Annotated in this window: 20 protein-coding genes; 7 read left to right on the top strand and 13 right to left on the bottom strand. The window is 57.7% G+C overall.

From position 1 onward, the window contains the following. Positions 1-8 precede the first annotated feature (8 nt). From C8N45_RS20030 to C8N45_RS20015, 4 genes are read right to left on the bottom strand one after another with little or no spacing between them, the layout of a single operon-like run. Complete coding sequence (locus C8N45_RS20030) at positions 9-2,078, bottom strand: hypothetical protein (protein WP_108388311.1); 2,070 nt, start codon at positions 2,076-2,078, stop codon at positions 9-11. Then, on the bottom strand, positions 2,075-4,828 hold the full coding sequence (locus C8N45_RS20025; protein WP_108388309.1) for a DUF4159 domain-containing protein: 2,754 nt from the start codon (positions 4,826-4,828) through the stop codon (positions 2,075-2,077). The genes C8N45_RS20030 and C8N45_RS20025 overlap by 4 nt, the downstream gene beginning before the upstream one ends. A gap of 37 nt (positions 4,829-4,865) precedes the next feature. Beyond that, positions 4,866-5,735: a DUF58 domain-containing protein gene (locus C8N45_RS20020; RefSeq protein ID WP_108388306.1), complete on the bottom strand. Its 870-nt coding sequence runs from the start codon at positions 5,733-5,735 to the stop codon at positions 4,866-4,868. Further along, positions 5,732-6,739 carry an AAA family ATPase gene (locus C8N45_RS20015; protein WP_108388304.1) on the bottom strand — a complete coding sequence of 336 codons (1,008 nt, stop codon included), beginning with the start codon at positions 6,737-6,739 and terminating at the stop codon, positions 5,732-5,734. Before C8N45_RS20015 ends, C8N45_RS20020 begins: the two co-directional genes overlap by 4 nt. A 69-nt stretch (positions 6,740-6,808) precedes the next feature. On the opposite strand from C8N45_RS20015, the gene C8N45_RS20010 reads away from it, so the two are divergent. After that, a complete protein-coding gene (locus C8N45_RS20010; protein WP_108388438.1) occupies positions 6,809-7,384 on the top strand; it encodes a DUF1285 domain-containing protein in 576 nt (191 codons plus the stop codon). 261 nt (positions 7,385-7,645) lie between these two features. On the opposite strand, the gene C8N45_RS20005 is transcribed toward C8N45_RS20010, so the two are convergent. Beyond that, the gene (locus tag C8N45_RS20005) at positions 7,646-8,107 is read right to left on the bottom strand and encodes a YHS domain-containing (seleno)protein (protein WP_108388302.1); all 462 of its coding nucleotides are present in this window, start codon (positions 8,105-8,107) and stop codon (positions 7,646-7,648) included. Between the two features lie 168 nt (positions 8,108-8,275). Between C8N45_RS20005 and C8N45_RS20000 the strand changes: the two genes are divergently transcribed. The 3 genes from C8N45_RS20000 to C8N45_RS19990 all read left to right on the top strand — a co-directional run bounded on the left by C8N45_RS20000 (position 8,276) and on the right by C8N45_RS19990 (position 10,693). Then, positions 8,276-9,025 (top strand): hydroxypyruvate isomerase family protein, encoded by a 750-nt coding sequence (locus C8N45_RS20000; protein ID WP_108388300.1) that lies wholly within the window; start codon positions 8,276-8,278, stop codon positions 9,023-9,025. A gap of 92 nt (positions 9,026-9,117) precedes the next feature. Beyond that, the gene (locus C8N45_RS19995) at positions 9,118-10,278 is read left to right on the top strand and encodes a sensor histidine kinase (protein WP_108388298.1); all 1,161 of its coding nucleotides are present in this window, start codon (positions 9,118-9,120) and stop codon (positions 10,276-10,278) included. A gap of 19 nt (positions 10,279-10,297) precedes the next feature. Next, positions 10,298-10,693 (top strand): response regulator, encoded by a 396-nt coding sequence (locus C8N45_RS19990; RefSeq protein WP_245882780.1) that lies wholly within the window; start codon positions 10,298-10,300, stop codon positions 10,691-10,693. A gap of 77 nt (positions 10,694-10,770) precedes the next feature. On the opposite strand, the gene C8N45_RS19985 is transcribed toward C8N45_RS19990, so the two are convergent. The 5 genes from C8N45_RS19985 to C8N45_RS19965 all read right to left on the bottom strand — a co-directional run bounded on the left by C8N45_RS19985 (position 10,771) and on the right by C8N45_RS19965 (position 17,889). Continuing rightward, positions 10,771-12,393: a pilus assembly protein TadG-related protein gene (locus tag C8N45_RS19985; RefSeq protein WP_114427868.1), complete on the bottom strand. Its 1,623-nt coding sequence runs from the start codon at positions 12,391-12,393 to the stop codon at positions 10,771-10,773. A gap of 315 nt (positions 12,394-12,708) precedes the next feature. Beyond that, positions 12,709-14,859: a vWA domain-containing protein gene (locus C8N45_RS19980; protein WP_108388294.1), complete on the bottom strand. Its 2,151-nt coding sequence runs from the start codon at positions 14,857-14,859 to the stop codon at positions 12,709-12,711. Beyond that, positions 14,856-15,392, bottom strand: a complete 537-nt coding sequence (locus tag C8N45_RS19975; protein WP_168769535.1) for an RNA polymerase sigma factor — start codon at positions 15,390-15,392, stop codon at positions 14,856-14,858. Before C8N45_RS19975 ends, C8N45_RS19980 begins: the two co-directional genes overlap by 4 nt. Positions 15,393-15,486: 94 nt before the next feature. Then, positions 15,487-16,965, bottom strand: a complete 1,479-nt coding sequence (locus C8N45_RS19970) for an NAD-dependent succinate-semialdehyde dehydrogenase (protein ID WP_108388292.1) — start codon at positions 16,963-16,965, stop codon at positions 15,487-15,489. Between the two features lie 297 nt (positions 16,966-17,262). Then, positions 17,263-17,889 carry a ribonuclease T2 family protein gene (locus C8N45_RS19965; RefSeq protein ID WP_108388432.1) on the bottom strand — a complete coding sequence of 209 codons (627 nt, stop codon included), beginning with the start codon at positions 17,887-17,889 and terminating at the stop codon, positions 17,263-17,265. A 132-nt stretch (positions 17,890-18,021) separates the two neighbouring features. Here C8N45_RS19965 and C8N45_RS19960 point away from each other — a divergent pair, with 132 nt between their 5' ends. Both C8N45_RS19960 and C8N45_RS19955 read left to right on the top strand, forming a co-directional pair. Next, a complete protein-coding gene (locus tag C8N45_RS19960; protein ID WP_108388290.1) occupies positions 18,022-18,774 on the top strand; it encodes a DUF1013 domain-containing protein in 753 nt (250 codons plus the stop codon). A gap of 121 nt (positions 18,775-18,895) precedes the next feature. Further along, positions 18,896-19,456, top strand: coding sequence for a DUF4453 domain-containing protein (locus tag C8N45_RS19955; RefSeq protein ID WP_168769534.1), 561 nt, complete (start codon positions 18,896-18,898; stop codon positions 19,454-19,456). A 50-nt stretch (positions 19,457-19,506) separates the two neighbouring features. On the opposite strand, the gene recR is transcribed toward C8N45_RS19955, so the two are convergent. The 3 genes from recR to C8N45_RS19940 form a co-directional block, all read right to left on the bottom strand. Then, positions 19,507-20,100, bottom strand: a complete 594-nt coding sequence (gene recR, locus C8N45_RS19950) for a recombination mediator RecR (protein ID WP_108388286.1) — start codon at positions 20,098-20,100, stop codon at positions 19,507-19,509. Positions 20,101-20,107: 7 nt separating this feature from the next. After that, entirely contained in the window at positions 20,108-20,452 is a 345-nt protein-coding gene (locus C8N45_RS19945; protein WP_108388284.1) for a YbaB/EbfC family nucleoid-associated protein, read from the bottom strand. A gap of 228 nt (positions 20,453-20,680) precedes the next feature. Then, positions 20,681-22,429, bottom strand: a complete 1,749-nt coding sequence (locus C8N45_RS19940) for a DNA polymerase III subunit gamma/tau (protein ID WP_108388282.1) — start codon at positions 22,427-22,429, stop codon at positions 20,681-20,683. Between the two features lie 155 nt (positions 22,430-22,584). On the opposite strand from C8N45_RS19940, the gene C8N45_RS19935 reads away from it, so the two are divergent. Then, positions 22,585-22,863 (top strand): hypothetical protein, encoded by a 279-nt coding sequence (locus C8N45_RS19935; RefSeq protein ID WP_108388279.1) that lies wholly within the window; start codon positions 22,585-22,587, stop codon positions 22,861-22,863. The last annotated feature ends 50 nt before the right edge of the window (positions 22,864-22,913 follow it).

Genomic DNA, 22,913 nt, shown 5'->3' with positions numbered 1-22,913 from the left:
TACGACGTCTAGCGGCGACCCTCGCGCAGCCATGCCCCGATAATCAGCAATGATGCAAGCAGCAGGAATGCCCATGCAGGTAGGGCTGGCGTGATACTGATATCGGCGGTGCGGAATGCGCCACGTGGCGTTATGCCGATCCAGCCGCGCCCATTTGCGGGCCGCCCTTCGCGGACTGTGCGCACGTCGATAGCCCCGTCTGACAGCGCGAAAATCCCGCCACCTGTTCCTGCAACCAAAGGCGTCAACAGGTCACCTGCTGCAATCGTCTGTTCAAACTCTCGCGGCGCCGACGGACCAAGGGCGATCACGCTTGTTTCATCACCATCGTCCAACCGGTAAAGCCCGATCTCGGGGGCTTCCCAAAGTGTTTCAAAGCGGCCGGGCGATACTTCTTCCAATGTCAGCACCGTTTCGGTCCCGTCGGGGTGGGTCACGGTGACATCACCAGTTTCCAGATCAAGCGTGCGCCGGATGATCCGCATGGTCTGACCAGTGGGTTCGACCCAAAGCGATTCTTCCTCAAGTTCGGGTTCTTTCATCATCCAGTGCGCCAGCCTGCGGAGCAATTCAAGCTGCGGCCCGCCACCTTCATACCCGCGATCCCACAGCCAGCTTTGATCCGACGCTATCAGCGACACCCGCCCTTCGCCGATACGGTTCAGCATGAGCAGTGGTCGATCTTCGATGCCTGACATGATGGTTGTGGCCTCTTCCGGCACCAGCACGTCAATCTGGCGGAACCAGCGGCCCCAACCGGGGCCTGTCCCGTCTTCGGCCTCGGGTGCAAAGCTTTCGAGCCCTTCAGTGACGGGGTGGCGTTGCCCCAAATCGGTGATCTGCGGCGTGAAACCTTCTTCGAAGACGCGCGCTGTCGGCGCACCGGGCAGGATGCTGCCCAGTGGTGACCGATAGATGCTTTCAGCGGCCCCATATTCGGGACCGGACGACACCAGAACCGCCCCGCCATTTTCGACATACTGTCTGATGTTGTCGATATACTGGCTGGGCAGAATGCCCCGTCTGCGATAGCGGTCAAAGATGATCAGGTCAAAATCGTTGATCTTTTCGAGAAATAGCTCGCGGGTCGGAAAGGCGATCAGGGACAATTGGTCAACCGGCACGCCGTCTTGTTTGTTTGGTGGGCGCAGAATGGTGAAATGCACCAGATCAACCGCGGAATCCGATTTCAGCAGGTTGCGCCATGTGCGTTCACCCGGATGTGGCTCACCCGAGACAAGCAGTACACGCAGCCTGTCGCGCACCCCGTTGATTTGCACGACCGCACTATTGTTGCGGTCGGTTAGTTCGCCGGGTGCGGCGGGGATCGTGAATTGCAGCACATTCATACCACCGTGGGGCAGTTGAATGGGCAGTTCGACATCTTCGCCAACGGGAACGGGCAGGGTCAAAGGGGCATCGCCATCAATCGAGATAGACAGCGGCACGCTGTCGGTTCCGGGGGCAGCGCCCTGATCGTCGATCCGTAAGGTCAGGCTGACCTGTTCGCCCAGAATGGCAAAGGCTGGCGCATTTGACACGACAAGCCGCCTGTCCCAGTCATCAGGTTGTCCTGTCATCAGCAGATGCATCGGGGCTGGCAGACGCGGGGCGCGGTCCAGATCATGCAAACGCCCGTCGCTGACTAGGATGATCCCGGCGATGCGCGCCTGTGGTTCTTCGGCCAGCGCTTCGGACAGGGCGGTCATCAGGGTTGTGCCCGTGTCGCCTTCGCCATCGCCCAATGTGACTGTGCGCAGTTCGGTGTTTGGCTGACGGGCCAGTTCAGCTTCGATATTGGCAATTGCCGCCGCGTTCTGGTCCGGGCGGTCGCTGATCCGCTGACTGGCACTTTCGTCGACGACCAGCATCACGATATCTGTCAGCGGTTCGCGGTCTTCCTGCTGGAGCGCGGGGTTGGCAATGGCGGCGAGCAGCGCCAGCTCGGCAAGACCGCGCAGCCACCAGCCCGGCATCCGGCGCCAGATCGCAAGCCCAAGACTGAGTGCAGCAAGCCCTGCGACCAGATAAAGTGCTGCCAGCGGGATCAGCGGGTCAAGGATAAGCGATTGCGTCATTGTCCCAACCTGTCCAGTAGGTCCGGCACGTGGACCTGATCGGATTTATAATTGCCTGTCAGGACATGCATGATCACATTGACCCCAAAGCGCAGGGCATATTCGCGCTGACGCTCACCCGCAGTGCCACGCCCGACGGGGAACATGCGCGCACCCGATGGTGTGACCGCCCAAGCGCGTGCCCAGTCATTGCCACCGATGATCACCGGCGTCACCCCGTCGTTGAGATTGCGAAACGGCATCCCTTCAATCTGTTCTGCATCCGGTGGGGCCGCTTCCACCCAGACATCGCGGCTGGGATAGCGGCCGGGGAAGTCCTGCAACAAATAGAAAGTGCGGGTCAGCACGTGGTCTGACGGGATGGGTTCCAGGGGTGGTATATCGAGTGACCGTGCAATCGCCTGCAACTTGCGGCCCTCGGGGGACGATGATCCAAAGCGGGCTGTGTTCGCATCGGCTGTATCAAACATGATCATACCACCGGACCGCAGGTAGCGGTTCAATTTGCCGTATGCCTCGCGGCTGGGCAGCGGTTGGTCGGCTGTGATCGGCCAATAAAGGAACGGAAAGAACGCCAGTTCGTCGGTCTCAAGGTTCACACCCAACGGGGCGGCCGGTTCGATTGACGTGCGTCGGAACAACGTTTGTGACAGGCCAAGCAAGCCTGCTGCGGTGGCTTCGTCCGTATCGGGATCGCCAGTGATGACATGGCCCAGCACAACTTCTGACGTGGCGCGGATGGCAAAATCATCCTCTTGCGCGCGGGCCAGATCGGGGACCAGCAGGACCGCAAGTGCAATTGCTGCGGCGACATCTGCGCGCGGCCCGCGCAAACGGCCACCCACGGCAAGCGACGCAATGACATCGACCAGCAGCAACCCGACAGCTGCCGCCAGCAACCAGCCCTTAAGCGCAGTTTCACGGGTGATCGCCATGCCTTCGACAGCGATGCGGGCGGGCCATTGGGCGGTGTTCAGCATTGTCTCTGCTCCGATTACGTTGATGGCCAACTGGCGGTCGCCACCCGCGTAGAGGCCCGGCTGCAAGTCCGGGCCTGCGCGCCCTGTCGCCAGCGTTTCGCCGGCAACGCCGGGCAGGGCACTGCCATCATCCAGCCGACCGTAAGCATCCAGCACCTTGTTGGGCAGCCATGTGGTGCCTTCCAGTTCAGTCGCGTCGGGCGTGGTAGGGCGGGTCGAAACGGCTAGCCGTTCCAGCATCTGCACAAACAAGCCGGACAGGGGCAGGCTGGACCACTCGGCGTTGGCCGTCACATGGACCAGAACAATCTGCCCTTGACCAAGGGGCTTGCGCGTGACCATGGGCGTACCGTCGGCAAGCTGCGCAATAACACGGTCGGCAAGCGTGGGGTCAGGTTGGGCCATAACCTGCGAGGTCACATTGACATCGTCCGGCACCTCCAGCCCATAAAACGGGCTGTCTTCGTCGAATGGAGCCAGCGATTTGGGTTCTCCCCAGCTCATCGCACCCCCGACACTGCGCCCGCCAGAGCGCAGGCGCACGGGCAGCAGCGGGTCTTCTTCATTGCGCCCAAGATCGGATGCGGCAAGCCGAGGGCCTGCAAAACGCAGCAGCAGGCCGCCATTTTCGACCCAGTCTTCGACGCCTTGCGCCTCGATATCGGTCAGAATCGCCACATCAGCCAGAACAATGACATCAGGGTTGGCGAGTAGAATATCCTCAAGCGCGCCGTCGATAATGTCGGCTGTCGGCTCAAGTGCCTCGCGCAGATAGTAAAGAGGGGACAGCAATTCGAGGCTTTCGCGTTCGTCGCGACCGGCAATCAGGGCCACTTCGCGCCGCTTCAGCGCATCATCGGTCAGGCTGACCGCGCCGGCAGACCGCGTTCCTGTCAGCTCAAACCGGGTGATCCTGTTGCGCAACTCTGGCGGCAAAACCATCGCGGTTTCCGCAACGCCTTCACCCGCTTCAAATGTCATCGGGACAGTGGCCAATTGCCGCTCTACCCCGGCCGGATCAAGCCCGACGGCAGTAATGGTTGTCTCTGTCGTGTTGCCGACAGGAGTGCGTGTGGCGGACACAAGAACCTGCCCGTCCTCGAAACGGGCGGGACGCAGGCCGATGGTCTGGCGTGGGGTTTGAAAGGCTGTGACCGCGCCAAAACCCTCAAATGTTGACAGCAGTGCGTCCCTGCCGTCGTAATCCAGACCGTCGGAAATCCAGTAAGTCTCGAATGAACCTGACTGCGCGTCAAAGTAGATAGCAGGTTCAATGGGTTGCCACGGTTTTGGCTGCAAATTTGGCAGGCGGTCTTGCCAGTCGGACGGGCTGCCGAAGGGGAGGTCCTGTTTTGGCAGATCGGTCAGAGTCACAACGGCGACCCGGCGGTCGGCTACGCTGGCCTCTTGCAGCAGCGTTTCCACCCGGTCGATCTTGGCCTGCCAAGTTGCGGCCCCCGCCCACGTGGCATCAAGTGCGATCACCAGATCACCGGTGCCATCGCGCGCTGTCTGCGGGTTCAGAACGGGTCCGGCAAAACCGATGATGGCAGCGGCCACAGCCAGCAGGCGCAGCAAAAGCAGCCACCATGGCGTGCGGTCCGACTGGGTTTCGTCATCACTCAGCCCCAGCAGAAGTGCGACACCCGGAAACCGTCGCCTGATCGGCGCTGGCGGCACGGCACGCAGCAACAGCCACAAGATTGGCAAGGCAATCAGCGCCAGCAAAAGCCAAGGGGCGGCAAATCCTATTGGGCCAATGGACCACATCAGTGGCAGCCCGTGCGTGTCATTGTCAAAGCGGGCATCAAGCGTGCCTTTCTAATGCATTATAAAGCCAAAGCAGGGCGTTGGTGGCGCTTTGGCCGGTGTGGTGCGTCTGGAATTGCCAGCCTGTCGTGCGCGCCAGATTTTGCAGCTTGTCCTTGCGTTCGGCCAGACGTTCCAGATAGCGCTGTTTCAGGTCGCCCGCCTTGAGCGTCTCATGCTCGATCTGCCCACTCATAGATTGAAAGATCGTGCGCCCGTCAAAGGGAAAGGCTTCTTCCTGCGGGTCCAGCACTTGCAGCAATGCACCGCGCACACCACGATCAGCGGCGCGCAGCAGCGCCTCTTCGACCGGTTTGATGTCGCCCAGAAAATCGCTGACAAACAGTGCGCGCGAATGCGGCAACATGCCTTGTGCTTCGGGCGCGCCATAGTCGGTTTCATCATCGAGCGACAACATTTCCGCCATCCGCATCAATTGTGCTTCACCTCGGCGGGGGGGCAGCCGCACGCCGGTTAACCCAACCCGTTCGCCGCCACGGATCAGCAGGATCGCAATCGCTAGAGAAAGCGTGCGGGCGCGGTGTGCCTTAGTTGGGTTGTCTGCCGAGTGAAACGACATGGACGCCGCCTGATCAACCCAAAGGATAATCGACTGCGCGATCTGCCATTCCTTGTCCTGCACAAAGTTGGCGTCCGATCGGGCCGATCTGCGCCAATCAATGCTGCGTGCCTCGTCCGAGGGCTGGGCCGGGCGGTATTGCCAGAAGCTGTCACCCATGCCCGCCCGTCTGCGTCCGTGATCACCCAGCAGCACGGTCGTCGCCAAATGCTCTGCTTCGGCCAGCAGGGCAGGGAGCGGCGCTGCGAGACTTTCGGACGCGGAGCGAAGGGCGGCAGGTGTGATCATGCGGCGGCGGATACGGTTGTGATCTGGTCAGCCACACTATTGATGATCGCGTGGATGCTTTCACCCCGCGCACGCGCAGCGAAGGAAAGCGCCATGCGGTGTTCCAGTACAGGGACAGCCATCGCGCGGATATCTTCGGCAGATGGCGCGAGCCTGCCGTCAAGCAATGCGGCTGCACGCACGGTCAGCATGAGTGCCTGTGCGGCGCGGGGGCCAGGCCCCCAACTGACGTTTTGTTTGATCGTATCAGGTGCTGACGGATCATCAGGGCGGCAGGCGCGCACAAGATCAAGGATCATTTCCACGATATTGTCGCCCACCGGCATCCGGCGCAGCAAGGTCTGCGCGTCCAGCAGTTCCTGCGCGGTGAAAACGGCGGTAGATTTGGCATCTTCTACGCCTGTTGTGGCGATCAGGATGTCTTTTTCGGTTTCGCGGTCAGGGTAGGGCACGTCGATCTGCACAAGAAAACGGTCCAGCTGCGCTTCGGGAAGGGGGTAGGTGCCTTCCTGCTCAATCGGGTTTTGGGTTGCAAGCACATGGAACGGCACGCCAAGCGGGCGATGCTCGCCTGCGATGGTGACTTCTTTTTCCTGCATCGCTTGCAGCAGGGCCGATTGAGTCCGCGGCGAGGCACGGTTGATTTCATCGGCCATCAAAAGCTGGCAAAAAATCGGCCCTTCAATAAAGCGAAAGCTGCGCGCGCCCCCATCGGCCGTTTCCAGCACTTCGGACCCGAGGATATCAGCAGGCATCAAATCGGGGGTGAACTGGATGCGATTGCCGTTCAGACCCATGACGGTGGACAAAGTATCGACCAGCCGCGTCTTGCCCAGGCCGGGCAGACCGATCAGCACAGCATGTCCACCGCAGATCAGCGCGGTCAATGTCAGGTCCACGACCTTTTGCTGGCCGATAAAACGGGCCGAGATGCTGGTGCGTGCTTCACCCAGCTTTGCGCCCAGTGTTTCAATTTGGGCGACAAGATCGGCGTCGTTGGCCATGACAATCCTCCGGTTGAACTATATCGTACATTCCAACAGATAATACTATGAAGCCCAATGGCAAAAACAATGAACACACAAAAGATTGTAACACCGTCCGCGGAAAGCCTTGCCAGCAGCGCACGTGCTGCCCAAAAAGGCGGCTTGCCGCCGGTGCATCTGTGGAATCCGCCCCATTGCGGTCATATCGACATGCGGATCGCGCGCGATGGGACATGGTTTTACATGGGGACGCCCATTGGCCGGTTTGAGCTGGTGAAGCTGTTTTCAACGATTCTACGCAAGGACGGCGATGATTATGTGCTGGTCACGCCTGTCGAAAAGGTCGGCATTACTGTGGACGATGCCCCCTTTGTTGCGGTCGACTTCAACCAGACTGACGAAGGGCTGGTGTTTGAAACCAACGTCGGTGATTTTGTGACAGCCGGTGCAGATCATCCCATCCGCGTGGTGCGTGATGATGTCACGGGCGAGCCGTCACCCTATGTGCTGGTGCGGGCCAACCTAGAGGCCCTGATCGACCGCAAGTCATTCTACCGTCTGGTGGATATCGGTGAGGAGGCAGATCACGAAGGCGAGCGCTGGTTTGGGGTCCGCTCGCAAGGCGTGTTTTTTCCGATTATTCCGGCGGAGGAACTGTCCTAAGCCTGAAGGCCTCGCAGTCGTTTGGGGTCTCCTTGCTGTAATTGACCGCAGGGCATGTCTGGCTTGGCCGTCAGGCGCAAGTTACTTGGCGCACCTGAAATAGAGAGTGTGGAATCGCACCCATTTCTTGGACCATAGGTCAAGGGCGCTGAAATGAACGACGTCATCACAAGATGATTGGCATTCTTGAGGATCGACACCCGGTGACCAAAAGCGCGCCGCCACCAGCGGAAATATCGCTGGTGACGTTTGCCGGGTGGCTCAGCCCAACACCTTTGGCCAATTGGCATTGCCTTTCTCGATGTGGCCCGGAATATCGCGTTCCCAGCGGCGCTGGATGCGTCGCGAATAATTCAGGTAAAGTTTGTCATCGACAATCGACCATGCATCGGGCGTTGTGGAGGCCGTATAGCCTTCGCTCACGGCCCATGCGCAGTAGCCGCCAAATTGCGGGGCGTAGGCCACGGGATCAGCGACAAAGGCCTCTTTGTTGGCGGTGCTGGCAAAGCGCCACGTCGCCCCCATCCAGTCGTGCGTGATCGCCGGATCACCCGCAACGGGCCGCCCTTGGGTAAAGTAGGCGACCGGATCGGTGCCATCGATGGCCACCCCATCTTCGGCATAGATGCCTGGCTGGGTTTCGGCGTTGCTGGCGGTGCCAACCATCACCAGTACGGAAAAAGAGGCACCAAGCCCCAGAATATCACGGCGTTTGAACTGCATCAAAAAAGCTCCTTTTGAAGATGCACAACAGTTACGCCACAAGGCCGCGGTGTCGCCAGACCGCTCACCGACATGTTATGCTTTGACACATGGCAACGTTGGCTCGTTGCGTCGCCTCTTGGCAGTTCCCACCGACCGCGTTACGGATAATTGGGGGAGGACGTAACCATGCCGAAATTCTGTGCCAATCTGACTTGGCTGTTCAAAGAGCTTCCTTTTCTTGAACGGTTTGAAGCGGCCAAAGAGGGGGGCTTTGATGCTGTTGAAGTGCTATTTCCATACGACGTGAACGCACAGGACATCGTCAATGAACTGGGACGGCATAACTTGAAAATGGCGCTGATCAACTGCCCGCCGCCCAATTATACCGGCGGCGAACCCGGCTGGGCCGCTGTCCCGGCGCAGAAGGAAAGGTTCCGCCGCGATTTCAACCGCGCTTTACGCTATGCCAAGACCCTTGGTGCGCAGCATTTGCACATCATGTCTGGCGTGGCCGAAGGGGATGAAGCAAAAGCGTGTTTTATTGATAATCTGCGCTGGGCCACGGAGGCCGCGCCCAAACAGTCGCTGACAATCGAACCGATCAACAACGACACGATGCCAGGCTATTTTCTGAACTGCTTTGATCTTGCGCGCGAGGTGCTCGAGGCTGTTGATGCGCCACACCTGCGACTTCAATTTGATACGTTCCATGCCGCCAAAATCACTGGCGACATGTTGGGGACATGGGCCAGAATGCGCGACCTTGTTGCGCATGTGCAGGTGGCGCAGATGCCCGACCGACACGAACCGGATCAGGGCGAAATTGATTATCCGGCCTTCTTTTCCCAACTGGCAGCAGAAGGCTATGACGGCTGGATCAGTGGCGAATATGAACCAAGGTCTGATACGCGCGCCGGTCTGGGTTGGATCGCATAGCCTGCTTGCACATTGTCGAATAAACCTGAAATTTTAGGGAAATATTGACCAGTTTGCAGCAAATTCTCCTTATCTGAGGAGACAGCGCAGTTATGGCGGCCCTACAAGACACTTTTGCATCTGTTGCGGATTCCGAACTTTCGTCTTGGGATTTGCGTCCGTTTTTGGAAAAGGTGACGGGTATCGCGCCTTGTCTCATTTATGTCTTCAATCAGCAGACTCAATCAAACGAATATAGCAATCGCAGTATCGCCACGATGCTCGGCTATTCAGCGCAGGAAGTTGTAGAAATGGGCGCATCGCTTTTGCGCAATCTGCTTCATCCCGATGATATTGGCGCAGTTCTTCAGCATTTCGAGGATATCAGGAAACTGACCGATGGTGATGTTTTGAACGCGGAATACCGGGTTAAACACAAGGCTGGCCACTGGGTGTGGCTGATGTCGCAAGATGCGGTTTTTCAACGGAACGCCGCGGGCGCCGTCAGCCATCATATCGGCGCTGCGGTAGATATCACCGCCCAAAAAAATGCAGAGGCTGCGGTGGTCGAGGCCAACGAGAAATCCAACGCCGTCAACGATGAGCTGCGCGCGTTTGCTTATGCCATGTCTCACGATATGAAAGCGCCATCCAACACGCTGTCGCTGCTATTGGCTGAGCTGAAGCATGACGGCGTTGGGAACTTCGATGAAGGTCAGATCGCGCTTTTGGACTTGGCCAGATCAACTGTGTCCCGCATGGGGCTGATGATCGAGGATATCCTTGCATATACGATGGTCATTGGTCAGGAACCCGTGTCTGAAACGGTCGATCTGTGTGAAATCCTGACAGAGGTGTTGTCGTTCTTGCGTGCGGAGATTCAAAAATCCGGCGCAACGATTGAGGTGCAGGCCGCGCATCCGGTGAAAGCAAGCAGAGTGCAAATCTCTATACTCCTGCAAAACCTGATCCAGAACGCGCTGAAATTCCGTGAAGAGGGGACACCACCGATTATCACCGTTGAGGCGATTCACAACCAAGTGGAAAATAGGGTTGATGTTACTGTGCGTGACAACGGCATAGGCATACCGCCCGAAAAACATGCGTTGATTTTCAAGCCGTTCGGGCGGTTGCATAATTCTGCGAAATACGCGGGCACCGGGCTGGGGTTATCCATTTGCCGTCGGATTGCGGCCAACCAAGGAAGCAAGATCGCAATCGTTTCTGTCGTGGGGCAGGGGACTGCGTTCACTTTCAATCTTCCTTCCGCATAACCAGACTGGAGACTGGCAAATGAACCTTATGATGGTGGACGATAATGCAGTCGATCAGATGCTGTACCGGCGCATTGTCGAAAGATCCGGTTTGGTGTCGAACCTCTTCCAGTATACGAGCCCGGTGGAGGCGTTGGACTATCTGCTGATGGATGCACTGCCGCGACCGGATTTGATACTTTTGGACATCAACATGCCGGAAATGGATGGGTTCGAGTTTCTTGAGAAATCAACGGATGCTCTTGGCCCTGACATGTGTCCGGTTTTCGTAATGCTGACGACATCGCTGAACCAAAATGACAAAGGTCGGGCAAAGCGGTTTTGTGTTGTAAAGGATTTTCTGAACAAACCGCTGACACTGGACGTATTGCGGGACGTGGCAAAGCTGGTCAAGGCCCCGCGCAAATCCGCGTAGACACAGGCAGACCACCACACCCGCGCCTGTCCAGCCAAGCATGATGGGGTGCCCGCCTATCGTCCGAGATCCGCCGGTTATTGCGTCAGCCGCAATGTTCTGATCTGATCGGCGATCGTCTCAAATATCGCGTTGATCGCCGCCTCTTCCGAGGCACCTGTCGTGCTGGTCGTCTGGAAAAAGAAATTTGATGACGGCGCTGACGCGCAGTCGCGCATCTGCTGTTCGGCCACGTCATTCCCCATCGCGATCGTAAAGACAGTGATGTTCGGATCACCAGGGTTTCCTGACGCCTTTGCCGCCGTGCAGATGTTATTAAGAAGAATGTCGCCCTCAGCCTCGCTGCGCGGATTTCTGATCCGACGCGTTTTCAACACATGATTACCGTCTCCGTCGATGCGGGTCAGACTGGTGGGCCATTCATCGACTGGCCGGCGTTCCTGGAAAGGCAGGTTGCCCTCTGCCCACCAGATTTGCTCTTCTGCACTGTTGTATACATCGTCGCTTGTACTCATCGCGCTGTCGTAGATGCGCGTGCGCGGGACATATCCGGACACGTTCTTGCCATCTGTCATCAGAATAACGAACTTTTGCGTGGGCGCCCCATCCGCGGTGCCATCGTAGTTGGCAGGGCGGACACCCGCCATTTGGCCATCCATCATCGACAATGGCGCAAGCACATCCCGCATTGATGGGTCAAGCAGCGCCACGCCCCATTTCATCCCATTGTAGATCGATGTGTACTGGCGTGGCTGCAATGCATTGATCGCAGTTGTCAGCTCAAGTGCGTTGCGCGAATGCGGAATGATCGCTTCGAAATCATACGTGGGGCAAAGCGGTTGGTCCAATGTTGATACCGTGACGTCAGAGCTGTAGTTGCCGTTGCCGTCGCTTTTTTGATCAAATCTGCGATGCTGGAAATAGGGCACCTGCTGGTAGGGCGTGGCGCCAATCCCGGTATTGATCCCGGTTGCTGAAAAGTCCGCGTCGTTGAATTCGATGCAGTTTGCAGGGTTCTCAAACGAAAAGGGTGCGCCTGTCGCGGGATTAATTGCTGTATCAACTGTGATGCGCGGCGTTGTATTCAGCGCGTTGAACAGTTCTTCGCCAATATTCACCTGTGCTGAATAGGCCACCAAAGAAATGGATATCGGCCCATCGGTCGATGTGCCCAGCATCTGGTTCACAAAGTTCACGGCTGCGGGTTTAAGCAGGTCCATGCGCCGATTGCCGTTGCTGACAAGATAGTTCATCGATCCCGAGATATCGAGGACGAGAGAAATCTCAACATTCGTGGTCCGTCCGGCCGCAGAAGATGCTGGCGCGGTCAGTTGGTCGATTCCGATGAACCGCAAATAAAATGTATCGATATCAATTGCCGAATTGACGGACACAGATTGTGATCCGGCGATACTGGTTACAACGGGTGCACCGATAATCGCATCGCCAAAACCGGCCTTTTCGAAATATTGGTTCACCTGCTCAGCCGCCGCCAGCGATGAGGTCTGTTTGGCCCCGGCAAGAACAGCCCGGTCGGCAACGCTCTGTAATTCCGCGCGCCGCGATTCAAACCGCATGAAATCGACAGCCATTCCGCCGATCACCAGCATGATGATAAGCAGGATAATCGTCAGAACAATGATACTGCCGTCTTCGTCACGCGAAAATTTGCGCAGCAGGACGCCGGAAGATGGACGCATCTTTATCTTTTGAACATGCAGCACAGTGAAGTTCCCCAAGCCATTCGATAGGTCGCCGACTCGCCAAGTCTTTGTTATTTTACGCGCTCAGACATGTTGCGTCTCTAAAAAGTGAAAAAAGAGGTGGGTTTCTGTGGCTAAAGTGGGGCACGGGCGGTTGCTTGCCGAAAATTCGTATAAATATGTGTATAATATGCATGAGGCTGAGCAATTGGCGCGCGTTGGGAAACGCAATTGTGGCTTTCTTGTGTATGATTCGTAGCTTTTTGCCCATCCGACCAGATGAAAAACCGGATGGGACGGACAAAACACGCTTCATCGAGACAGGCTTTGTGCCAACCGCATCAGTTGCACGGCTTCCGTCCGATAGCCAAATTCGTCACCGCCGCGATTGGCATTGGCCAGAGTGATTGCATCATCATACCCCCAATCACCAAGGAAGGGATCACCGCGCAAGGCTTGCCCAAAACCAGCGATCGCCGCCGCGAAATTTGCCTCTGTTCCGGGGGTGCCGCTGTCGATGATTGGTGTCGCGATCAATTGGCTTTCGGTGTCACCGGGTTTTTTGTAGCGCAGCTTCACAAACCCAAATTCACTGCTTTGCGCAGCGACGCTACTGGGCGCATAACGCAATGGGTCGCTCAATTGCGCAGGGCTGCCCACCGGCGTGATCTCGTAGATCGCAGTGACCGTGTGGCCGGCCCCCAACTCGCCCGCATCAACGGCATCATTGTTGAAATCCTCGCGGCGCAGACTGCGGGTTTCGTACCCGATCAACCGGTATTCGGCGATCCGGGCGGGGTTGAATTCGACCTGCACCTTGACGTCGCCTGCGATGGTAAAGAGCGCACCGGTCAGTTGGTCCACCAGCACCTTTTGCGCCTCTGACAGCGTGTCAATATAGGCCGCCGTGCCGTTTCCATTTTGCGCCAGCGCCTGCATCGTCGCATCGTCCAGATTGCCGCGTCCGAACCCGAGGACGGACAGGTAGGTGCCGGTGTCCCTTTTGGTTGCGATAAAGTTCTTGAGCGCATCAGGGTTGCTGATCCCGATGTTGAAATCCCCGTCGGTGGCAAGGATCACGCGGCTGACTTCGCCATCCATTTTCATCTTATCTGCAAGGGCATAGGCCTGTTGCAGTCCGCCTTGCCCATTGGTCCCGCCACCCGGTTGCAGCGATTGGATTGCATTCAGGATTGTCGTCCGGTCGGATGCAGGCGTTGGTGCCAGAACCTGCCCCGCGCTGCCTGCATAGGCGACGATGGCCACCTCGTCCCGGGGCCGCAATTGGTCAAGCATCAGCCGGAATGATTGTTTCAGCAGCGGCAGTTTGTCGGCCTGGTTCATCGATCCTGACGTATCGACCAGAAACACCAGATTCAGTGGTGGCCTGTCATCCAGCGCGGGCATTTCGCCCTGCAACGCGATATGCACCAACTGCGTGTCCGGGTTCCAGGGTGTTTGGAACGTGCTGACAGTAGGCTGGAACGGCGCGTTCCCTTCAGGTGCTGCATAGTCGTACGGGAAATAATTGATCATTTCCTCAATGCGGATGGCCCCGCGCGGAGGCATCTGCCCCCGCATCAAGGATGACCGCACGACTGAATAGGCTGCGGTATCCACGTCGATCGAGAATGTTGAAACGGGATCTTCTGCCGTGATCTTCAGCGCGTTGTTTTCAAATTCTGGGAAGCTTTCGGTGTCGGGGGCCGTCACAGTTCGGTAATCCGGCGTTGGCACGACAGTGCGTTCCTGCCTCTCGAAAGACTCGCTGCCAAGCGAAGAAACGGCAGGCGCTGCCTGTTCCGCTTCGGTCAGTGCAGCGATGCCATCCTGATCAGCGGTTGAGGGCGCAGGCGGCGCAGCAGCGATAATGCCCTGCATGTCGGTCGCCGCTTTCGTGCGTGCGGTGACGACGCCATTGACGGACATGCCTGCGACTTCGGGCGCACTCTCGGCACTTCGGGAAAACTGCGATTCATCAGCTTCCGGCAGGGCGCGCGCAAGATCATCCATTGGCTGAGCAACATCCGCTACAGAATTTTGCTGCTGCTGGATGACAGGTGCAGGCGGGACCGACGCGGCGACCTCATCGGGAGTGATGCGCGTACGCTCCACCGACATTTCTGTTGCAGGCAGGTTACTTTCCGCTTCCGGCGCAAGCACTTGTGATCCAGGCCTCAGCAAGTCCTGTCCTGCTGGTGTCAGTATCAGAAATCCGCAGGCGACCAGTGCCGTCGTTGTTGTCAGCGCCGCTTTGGATGTGAAAGTGTCCAGCATGTTCTTTACTCCTGTCCAAAGGCCCTGTGCCTTGGTTGCAGAAGTGGGACGTGGGGCTGTCCGCGATCCTTGGAGGTCGTCGAAATTTTTCTGGGCCAGCGCAAGATTTTCCGCCCGCCGTGCCGCATCGGGGCGGGGGGTCGCGCTGTCCATCATTGCCCTGAGGTCGTCCAGATCGTCATTCATGCCACGTCCTCCTTTTCCTTGATCGCGCGCAGCGCTTTTTTGGCTTCCGATATCCGCCAGCTGATCGTGCCCTCGGATACGCCCAGAACCTCTGCCGCCTGCGCATGGGTCATATCGTCCAGCACGAGCGCAAGCGTATCGCGCAGGGCATCGTCGAGTTGGTTCATGGCCTGCGTCAGCCAGTCTATCTTTTCATCCGTGTCCCGATTTGCGGCATTGCGTGCCACCTCCCAATCGCCCCATCCGTCAGAGGCTTTGAGATAGGTCGCACGCTTGCGCCTGCGGTCGTGGGCGGCATTCACCGCAACGCGGTAAAGCCACGTTGTGACCTTCGCCCGCCGCTCATAGCTGGCTAGTTTGGCGGGCAGCGCCGCGCAAATGTCCTGCGTCAGGTCCTCTGCTTCGGCCCGCACGCCTGTCAGCCGAAAACAGAAGGCAAAGAGCCGATCATAATGGCGATCAAGCAAGCTGGCGAAAGCCGCCCCGTCACCGTGGGCCGCTGCCTCTGCCAAGTCTTCGTCACTGGTCATCATGCGCATCACGGTGGTTTGACGCGCGCCAACCGTCAATCCTTGGAAAAAATTGCGGGCTTGGGCATTTCCTGCCCAAGGCCCTAAAATCGCAGAGTTAAACGTTGGTGCAGATGTATTTCATCTCGAGGTAATCGTCGATTCCGTGGGATGATCCTTCCCGACCCAAACCAGACTGTTTGACCCCGCCGAACGGCGCGACCTCTGTCGAAATGATGCCGGTGTTTATACCGACCATGCCATATTCCAGCGCCTCGGCAACCTTGGTGACGCGGCTGATATCCTTGGCGTAGAAATAGGACGCCAACCCAAAGATCGTGTCGTTGGCCTTGGCAATGACATCGTCCTCGTCCTCGAACTTGAACAGGGGCGCGAAGGGGCCAAAGGTCTCGTCTTTGCTGACAACCATGTCGTTGGTGGCGTTGGCGATGATTGTTGGCTCAAAGAACAGCCCGCCCAGATCATGCGGCTTGCCGCCGGTCAGGATTGTGCCGCCTTTGGACAATGCGTCGTCCAGATGGCTTTGCACCTTGTCCACGGCTTTGGGTTCGATGAGGGGGCCCAATGTTGTGTCGTCGCTCATCCCGTCGCCGACTTTCAGCGCCTCGACCGCGGCCTGGAATTTAGCAGCAAAGGCGTCATAGACCCCGGCCTGCACATAAATCCGGTTGGCGCAAACGCAGGTCTGGCCGTTGTTGCGGAATTTACAGGCGATGGCCCCTGTCACTGCGGCGTCAAGGTCTGCGTCGTCAAAGACGATGAAGGGCGCGTTGCCGCCCAACTCCATCGAGCATTTCATGACCTGATCGGCGGCCTGTGCCAGCAGGATGCGCCCGACTTGCGTCGACCCGGTAAAGGTCAGTTTGCGCACGACGTGGTTTTCACAAAATTCCTTGCCGATGTCGCTGCTGGAAGAACTGGTAATGACAGAAAACAGCCCCGCAGGCACGCCAGCCTCTTGGGCCAGTTTGGCCATGGCCAGTGCGGATAATGGTGTCAGTTCCGATGGCTTGATGACAAAGGCGCAGCCTGCGGCAAGTGCGGGTGCAACCTTGCGGGCAATCATCGCGTTGGGGAAATTCCAGGGGGTGATCCCTGCGGCGACGCCAATGGGTTGTTTGATGACGGTCAGGCGCTTGTCCGCCATGTGGCCGGGGATCGTTTCGCCATAGATGCGTTTGGCCTCTTCAGCGAACCATTCCACAAATGATGCGCCATAGGCGACTTCGCCGCGCGCTTCTGTCAGTGGCTTTCCCTGTTCCGCGGTCATAATGATGGCAAGGTCTTCCTGGTTTGCCATCATAAGATCAAACCATTTGCGCAGTATGTTAGCACGGGTCTTGGCCGTTTCCGCGGCCCAGACTTTCTGCGCCTTTTGGGCGGCGTCAATGGCGCGGGCGGTTTCCGCACGGGTCAGGTCAGGCACACGGGCGATCACATCACCGCGGGCGGGATTGGTGACGTCGAATGAGGCCCCGCTATCTGCATCTATCCATTGCCCTGCGACAAGTGTCTTGTCACAGACCAGATCAGGCCGTTTCAGAAGGGATGGCAGATTTGTCGTTTCATCAAGCATGGCAGCCTCTCATGTTTTGTTTGGCGCTATGTGACCCACGTGGGCAGTCAAGGTAAAGCCGATTGTGCGACCTCAGCGCATAGCGTTGTCCAGATCCGGGTGTGTCTGTCCCATGAAGTGTGTCGCCCACCAAACGGCGCGCCGGGCAATAGCGCATTTTGGCCAGTCACAATGTCTGCCTGTTATACACACTATCGCTGTTTCAAATCCAATATCCAATGCTGACTATCTGATGCGCGGCCCACAAACAGGAAACTGTCATCATCGACCATCAGGACGGGACGTTGTTTTTCAGGTTCACCTGATCGGCTCGAACAGCGCATCCTCCAGACTGCAATCGCCTACGACATCCGCCGCGCAGTCGCGCGGTTCTAGATCGCGGGTAAGGCAAATGCGGGCCTCTTGGATATAGCCGTTCTTGCAGGTGATCGTGATCTGGTCGGGCGCAATTGCGGGGTTATCGCGAATGAAGGCCTCTTCGATCAGGGTTGCAGGCAATGTGACAGTTTTGTCGAGCTTGCGCAGAACCTCTGGCCGCGTGATCTGAGTGTAGGCTTGCCGTGAGAGCGCATAGTAATCATCAGAAGACAGCCCGCTGCACACCCCATGTTTGCGCCACTGGTGCCACGCCAGCCCCGACGTGCCCATGATATCGGCCATTGCTGCGGTATCGCTGCGCGACGGTGCTTGATAGTTGGTCCTGCAATTGGTTGGAAATCCCCGCTCATATTGCGGCCAGAGTCCGTGCAATATCCAGCCGAAATCCTCTTCCGGGTCGCATTGCGGTGAATTGCGTGCATCTCCTTCAAGCGCGCACCAATTGGCCGACCATGACAGCGCCATGACATAATAGTCGAATTCCCCCGCGACATCATCTGCGGCCACCGGGGTTGCCAAACAAAGCAGGGCCAGCAATTTGCGCATTTTGATCTTCCCTATCAGCTCTTGCGCCCTTATATAGACCTCAAGTTCCCTGACAACGCGAACCCGGCCCAACCAGCGGTCAGCCCGATTTAAGGGCGCGGGAAAGGCTTGTCTGTAGATGAGGAGAAGAAAATGGCGACCCCAATTATGGCCAAGGCGACTGCCGTTTGGCTTTGCGACAATACAACGATGACGTTCAAGCAGATTGCCGATTTTTGTGGCCTGCATGAATTGGAAGTGCAGGGCATTGCCGATGGCGATGTCGCTACCGGTGTCAAAGGGTTTGACCCGATTGCCAACAAGCAGTTGACGCAGGAAGAAATCACCAAGGCCGAAGAAAACCCGCTGCACAAGCTCAAGTTGCTGCATAACCCCGCATCCGAGGGCGAAGAAAAGCGTCGCGGCCCCCGTTATACCCCGCTTTCAAAGCGGCAGGATCGCCCTGCCTCAATCTATTGGCTGGTCAAGTTCCACCCCGAATTGTCTGACGGCCAGATTTCGAAACTGGTCGGCACGACGAAACCGACAATTCAGGCTATCCGCGAGCGGACCCATTGGAATATCAACAATCTTGACCCGATTGATCCGGTTGCGCTTGGACTGTGCAAACAGACTGAACTGGATGCCGCTGTGCAAAAGGCCAATGCCAAGAAAGCCAAAGACGGCACAGTCATGTCCGATGATGAGCGCCGCAAGTTGGTCAGCACCGAACAGTCATTGGGTATGGAACCGGAACCCAAGATGCCTGCTGCAATGGCTGGTTTGGAAACATTCAGCCTGTCTGACCCCCGCGGCGAAGACGAGGAAGAAGAGGAAGATACACGCGACGTCAGCGATGCTGACAGCTTCTTCAACCTGCCGGATGATGACAAGTCCGAAGACTAAGACCCAATTGAAAGCGCGATATGTCGCGGCGCGCCGGCCCCTCGGCGCGCCTTTTCTTTTTGTGCTCAGGTTTGGCTTTGGTAGGTTGACATTAACGTTTCGAGCGGGATGGATGCCTTTTATGAGAGTTTTAAGTGTTGTTGTTGTAATCTTGTCTGCGCTCCCGGCCTTGGCGGATGACGTCTGTGCCGAGCTGTGGTTCACGCGGAACCTGATATTTGACCGCGCCGGCTATTGCTTCGGGTCCAACCTTGGCCAGGCTTTGTTCGACAACTCCGATTGTACGACACGATCTCCTGATCTGAATGCGTCGGATGCGGACAAAGTTGCGCGGCTTAGGGCGAACGAGACAATGTTGCAGTGTGCGACCGACACCTCTGAGACGCGTTTGGACCTTGAGGGGGTCGTCGACTTGCGCCGCTTGCAAGATTTGCCGGTGCGCGCCGGGACTCAAATCGGCTGTGTTGGCTGGCGCGGCGGGCGTGTGCCATTGCTTGCTGGCAATAGCGATGATGCCCCGGAAATCGGTCAAATCGTCAGGGGCGATGCCATTGGCTTCCTGCACGAATCCGAAGATGAATGGGATTTTCTTACCGTTTTCTGGGGTCCCGGCGACGGGCAGTTCGGCTGGACCCGCGAAGACACTCGGAAACCGGAAAACTGCGCCCAGATCACGGGATAGGGCTTTTGTTTCCTCTGCCGCCAAACTGTGATCGGCCAGTCCGCCAGCTGCTATAAAGCTTTGCGTGCATTCAACGCGGCGGTGATTGTGCCATCGTCCAGATAGTCCAATTCGCCACCAACCGGTACGCCCTGGGCCAATGACGTGACGGTCACGCCGGGCAATTGATCGGCGATATAGTGTGCGGTCGTTTGCCCGTCGATCGTGGCCCCAAGTGCAAGGATCACTTCGGTGATTTCCTCGCTCACGATCCGGTCAAGCAATTTGGGAATGCGCAATTCATCGGGTCCGACCGCATCCAGCGCGGACAGGGTGCCACCTAACACATGATAGCGGCCCTTGAAGACCTGCGACCGCTCCATTGCCCAAAGGTCGGCCACGTCCTCGACAATGCAGACCTGCCCGTTACGGCGCTTTTCACTTTGGCAGATGTCGCAGATATCCTGCGTGCAGATGTTCCCGCAGTTCAGACAATCGCGCGCAGTTGATCCGACCCTGTGCATGGCTTCCGCCAGCGGTATCAGCAACAGGCTGCGCTTTTTGATCAGATGCAGGACCGCGCGCTGGGCTGATCGCGGGCCAAGTCCGGGCAACTTGGCCATCAGTGCAATCAGATTATCAAGGTCCTCGGTCCCTTTGCTCACGCGGGCCTCAGAATGGCAGCTTCATGCCGGGGGGCAGGCCCAACCCTTCGGTCAGTTTGCCCATTTCTTCCTGTGCACGTTCACTTGCCTTGGTTTGGGCGTCCTTGATGGCAGCAAGGATCAGGTCCTCGACCACTTCTTTATCGTCGCCGTTAAAGATGGACGGATCAATGTCGAGCGCTTTGAGTTCGCCTTTGGCCGTTGCCGTTGCCTTGACCAAACCCGCGCCGCTTTCGCCCGTGACCATCACATTTTCAAGCTCTTCCTGCATCTGGGCCATCTTGCCCTGCATTTCCTGCGCCTGTTTCATCATCTTGGCCATGTCACCAAGGCCACCTAGTCCTTTGAGCATCTTACTGCCTCCGCATTGATCCGGAAAATCTATGATAGGCTTTGTAAATAACCTTTGCCAGACAAAGCACAATGGCTGAAAGGACAAAGAATTCGATGTCGACTAAGCAACCTAGGCTTCTGACCCTACTGCTTCTTCGATCTGGATCGCCGGTGAACCATCCCAATTCGGTCGAACGACAGCGCATTCATCTTTGCCATCTGCGATGCCGTACGCATTGAAAATCATCTAGTCTTCGTCGAACGGGTCCCATTCCTCGTCGACTTCGGGCAGTGCGTCTTCAAGGGCGTGTTGTGCCAAATCCTCTTCGGTGCGAATGTCCGTGATTTTGGCCTTGGGGAAGGCCGCAATCACGGCCTGCACGAGCGGGTGGGCTTCGGCTTCTGCGCGGATGGCGTTATCTGCTGCGTCCCTGACCTCTGCAATAGTCGGTGCGCCCCCGTCAGCGATGCTGATGGCCCAGCGGTTGCCGGTCCACGCCTGCAAGCGTGATCCAAGCCGCCCGACCAGATCAGGGGCAGCGTCCGTTGTCGGGTTCACCTCAATCCGGCCGGGTTGATAGTTGACCAGACGCAAGCCGGTTTCGACCTCGACCAGCAGTTTCACGTCACGGTGGGCACGGATCAGTTCGACCACATCTTCGAACCGGGCGTAATGCTGCAACGCGTCAGAGGCGAGAGCAACGGCCGTTTGCGCACCACTGGCCGTTGGCCCGCTGGGGGCAGCATGTGTCGGGGTAGGTGTGCTGGCCGCCGCCGTGGTGCCGCCGCCTGATGGGGCAGGGCGCCCGCCTGCGGGGCCGCCGCTTGGCGGCGGGGTCGCATCCTGCAGTTTACGCACCAATTCGTCAGGACTGGGCAGGTCGGCCACATGGGTCAGGCGGATCACTGCCATTTCAGCAGCCATCATCGCATTGGGAGCTATCGCTATTTCTTCGAGCGCTTTCAACAACATCTGCCACATGCGAGAGAGTACCCGCATCGGCAGGTCGTGCGCCATGGTCTGGCCGCGCGTGCGTTCATCCAGGCCGATTGTCGGGTCATCCGCAGCCTCGGGCGTGATCTTTACAACACTGATCCAGTGGCAGACTTCGGCCAGATCGCGCAGCACCGCCATCGGGTCAGCGCCGTCGGCATATTGGCCTGACAATTCTGTCAGCGCCTCGGCCGCTTGTCCGCGCAGGATCATGTCAAACAGGTCCAGCACGCGTCCCCGGTCGGCCAACCCCAGCATGGCGCGGACCTGATCCGCAGTCGTTTCGCCAGCCCCGTGGCTGATTGCCTGATCCAGCAGGGATTGGGCATCACGCGCCGACCCTTCGGCAGCGCGGGTGATTAACGCCAGCGCATCATCGGTAATCTCGGCCCCTTCGGCATTTGCGATCTTGCGCAGCAAGGCGATCTGCACTTCCGGTTCAATCCGGCGCAGGTCAAACCGCTGACAGCGGGACAAGACCGTAACGGGCACCTGCCGGATTTCGGTTGTGGCAAAGATGAACTTGACGTGTTCAGGCGGTTCTTCGAGCGTTTTCAACAGGGCGTTGAACGCATTCTTGGACAGCATGTGCACTTCATCGATGATATAAATCTTGTAGCGCGCAGAGGCCGCCCGATAATGAACGCTGTCGATGATTTCGCGAATGTCGCCAACGCCGGTCCGCGATGCGGCGTCCATTTCCATGACATCAACATGGCGACCCTCCATAATGGCGATGCAATGCTCACATTCGCCGCATGGGTCAGTTGTTGGGCCGCCTGTGCCGTCGGGTCCGATGCAATTCATACCCTTGGCAATAATCCGGGCGGTGGTCGTTTTGCCCGTGCCACGGATGCCCGTCATCATAAAGGCCTGTGCGATTCGGTCGGCCTTGAAGGCATTGCGCAGGGTCCGCACCATGGCATCCTGCCCCATCAGATCGGCGAATGTCTCTGGCCGGTATTTGCGGGCAAGCACTTGGTATTTGGGTTGGTCTGTCATGGGGGCCAATCTGATGAATCGTCTGCACCTGCCAAGCTTAGGGTGCCCTTGGTAGAAGGTCTACCGGGATGCGCGGCCTCACTGGCCGGCGAAAAGAAACTTCCTTTTAACAATATCAATCTATCTGGGTGCCAGTTCAAATTAAATGTGGCATCATGACATCCGATCCTAAACCAACCGAATTTGATCCGCCGACGCTCAGCCTTGACGTTATTCTGGGGCCGACATCGCTGACTTTGTTGCGCGATGACATTGTGCTGCTCTTTGACGGCGACACGGGACTTCTGCTGGAAGCCAATGAAAAGGCCATGTTCGCCTTGGGATTCGACCCTGACAGCCCGATCGCGCCCAGTTTTAAGGAAACTGTCGTGCCTTACGGGGATCTACCCTGTCTGACGTCAGCGCCTATGGGTCCAAATAGCTGTATTTGCTAAGGGAGGGTTTGTTGCTCATCGTAGCCACTGAGGAGTGGACGATGAGAAAG

The sequence above is a fragment of the Yoonia sediminilitoris genome, from assembly GCF_003058085.1.
In the GTDB taxonomy this organism is placed as follows: domain Bacteria; phylum Pseudomonadota; class Alphaproteobacteria; order Rhodobacterales; family Rhodobacteraceae; genus Yoonia; species Yoonia sediminilitoris.
Note: the sequence above shows the minus strand (reverse complement) of the source record. Positions and strands in the feature narration are given on the sequence as shown.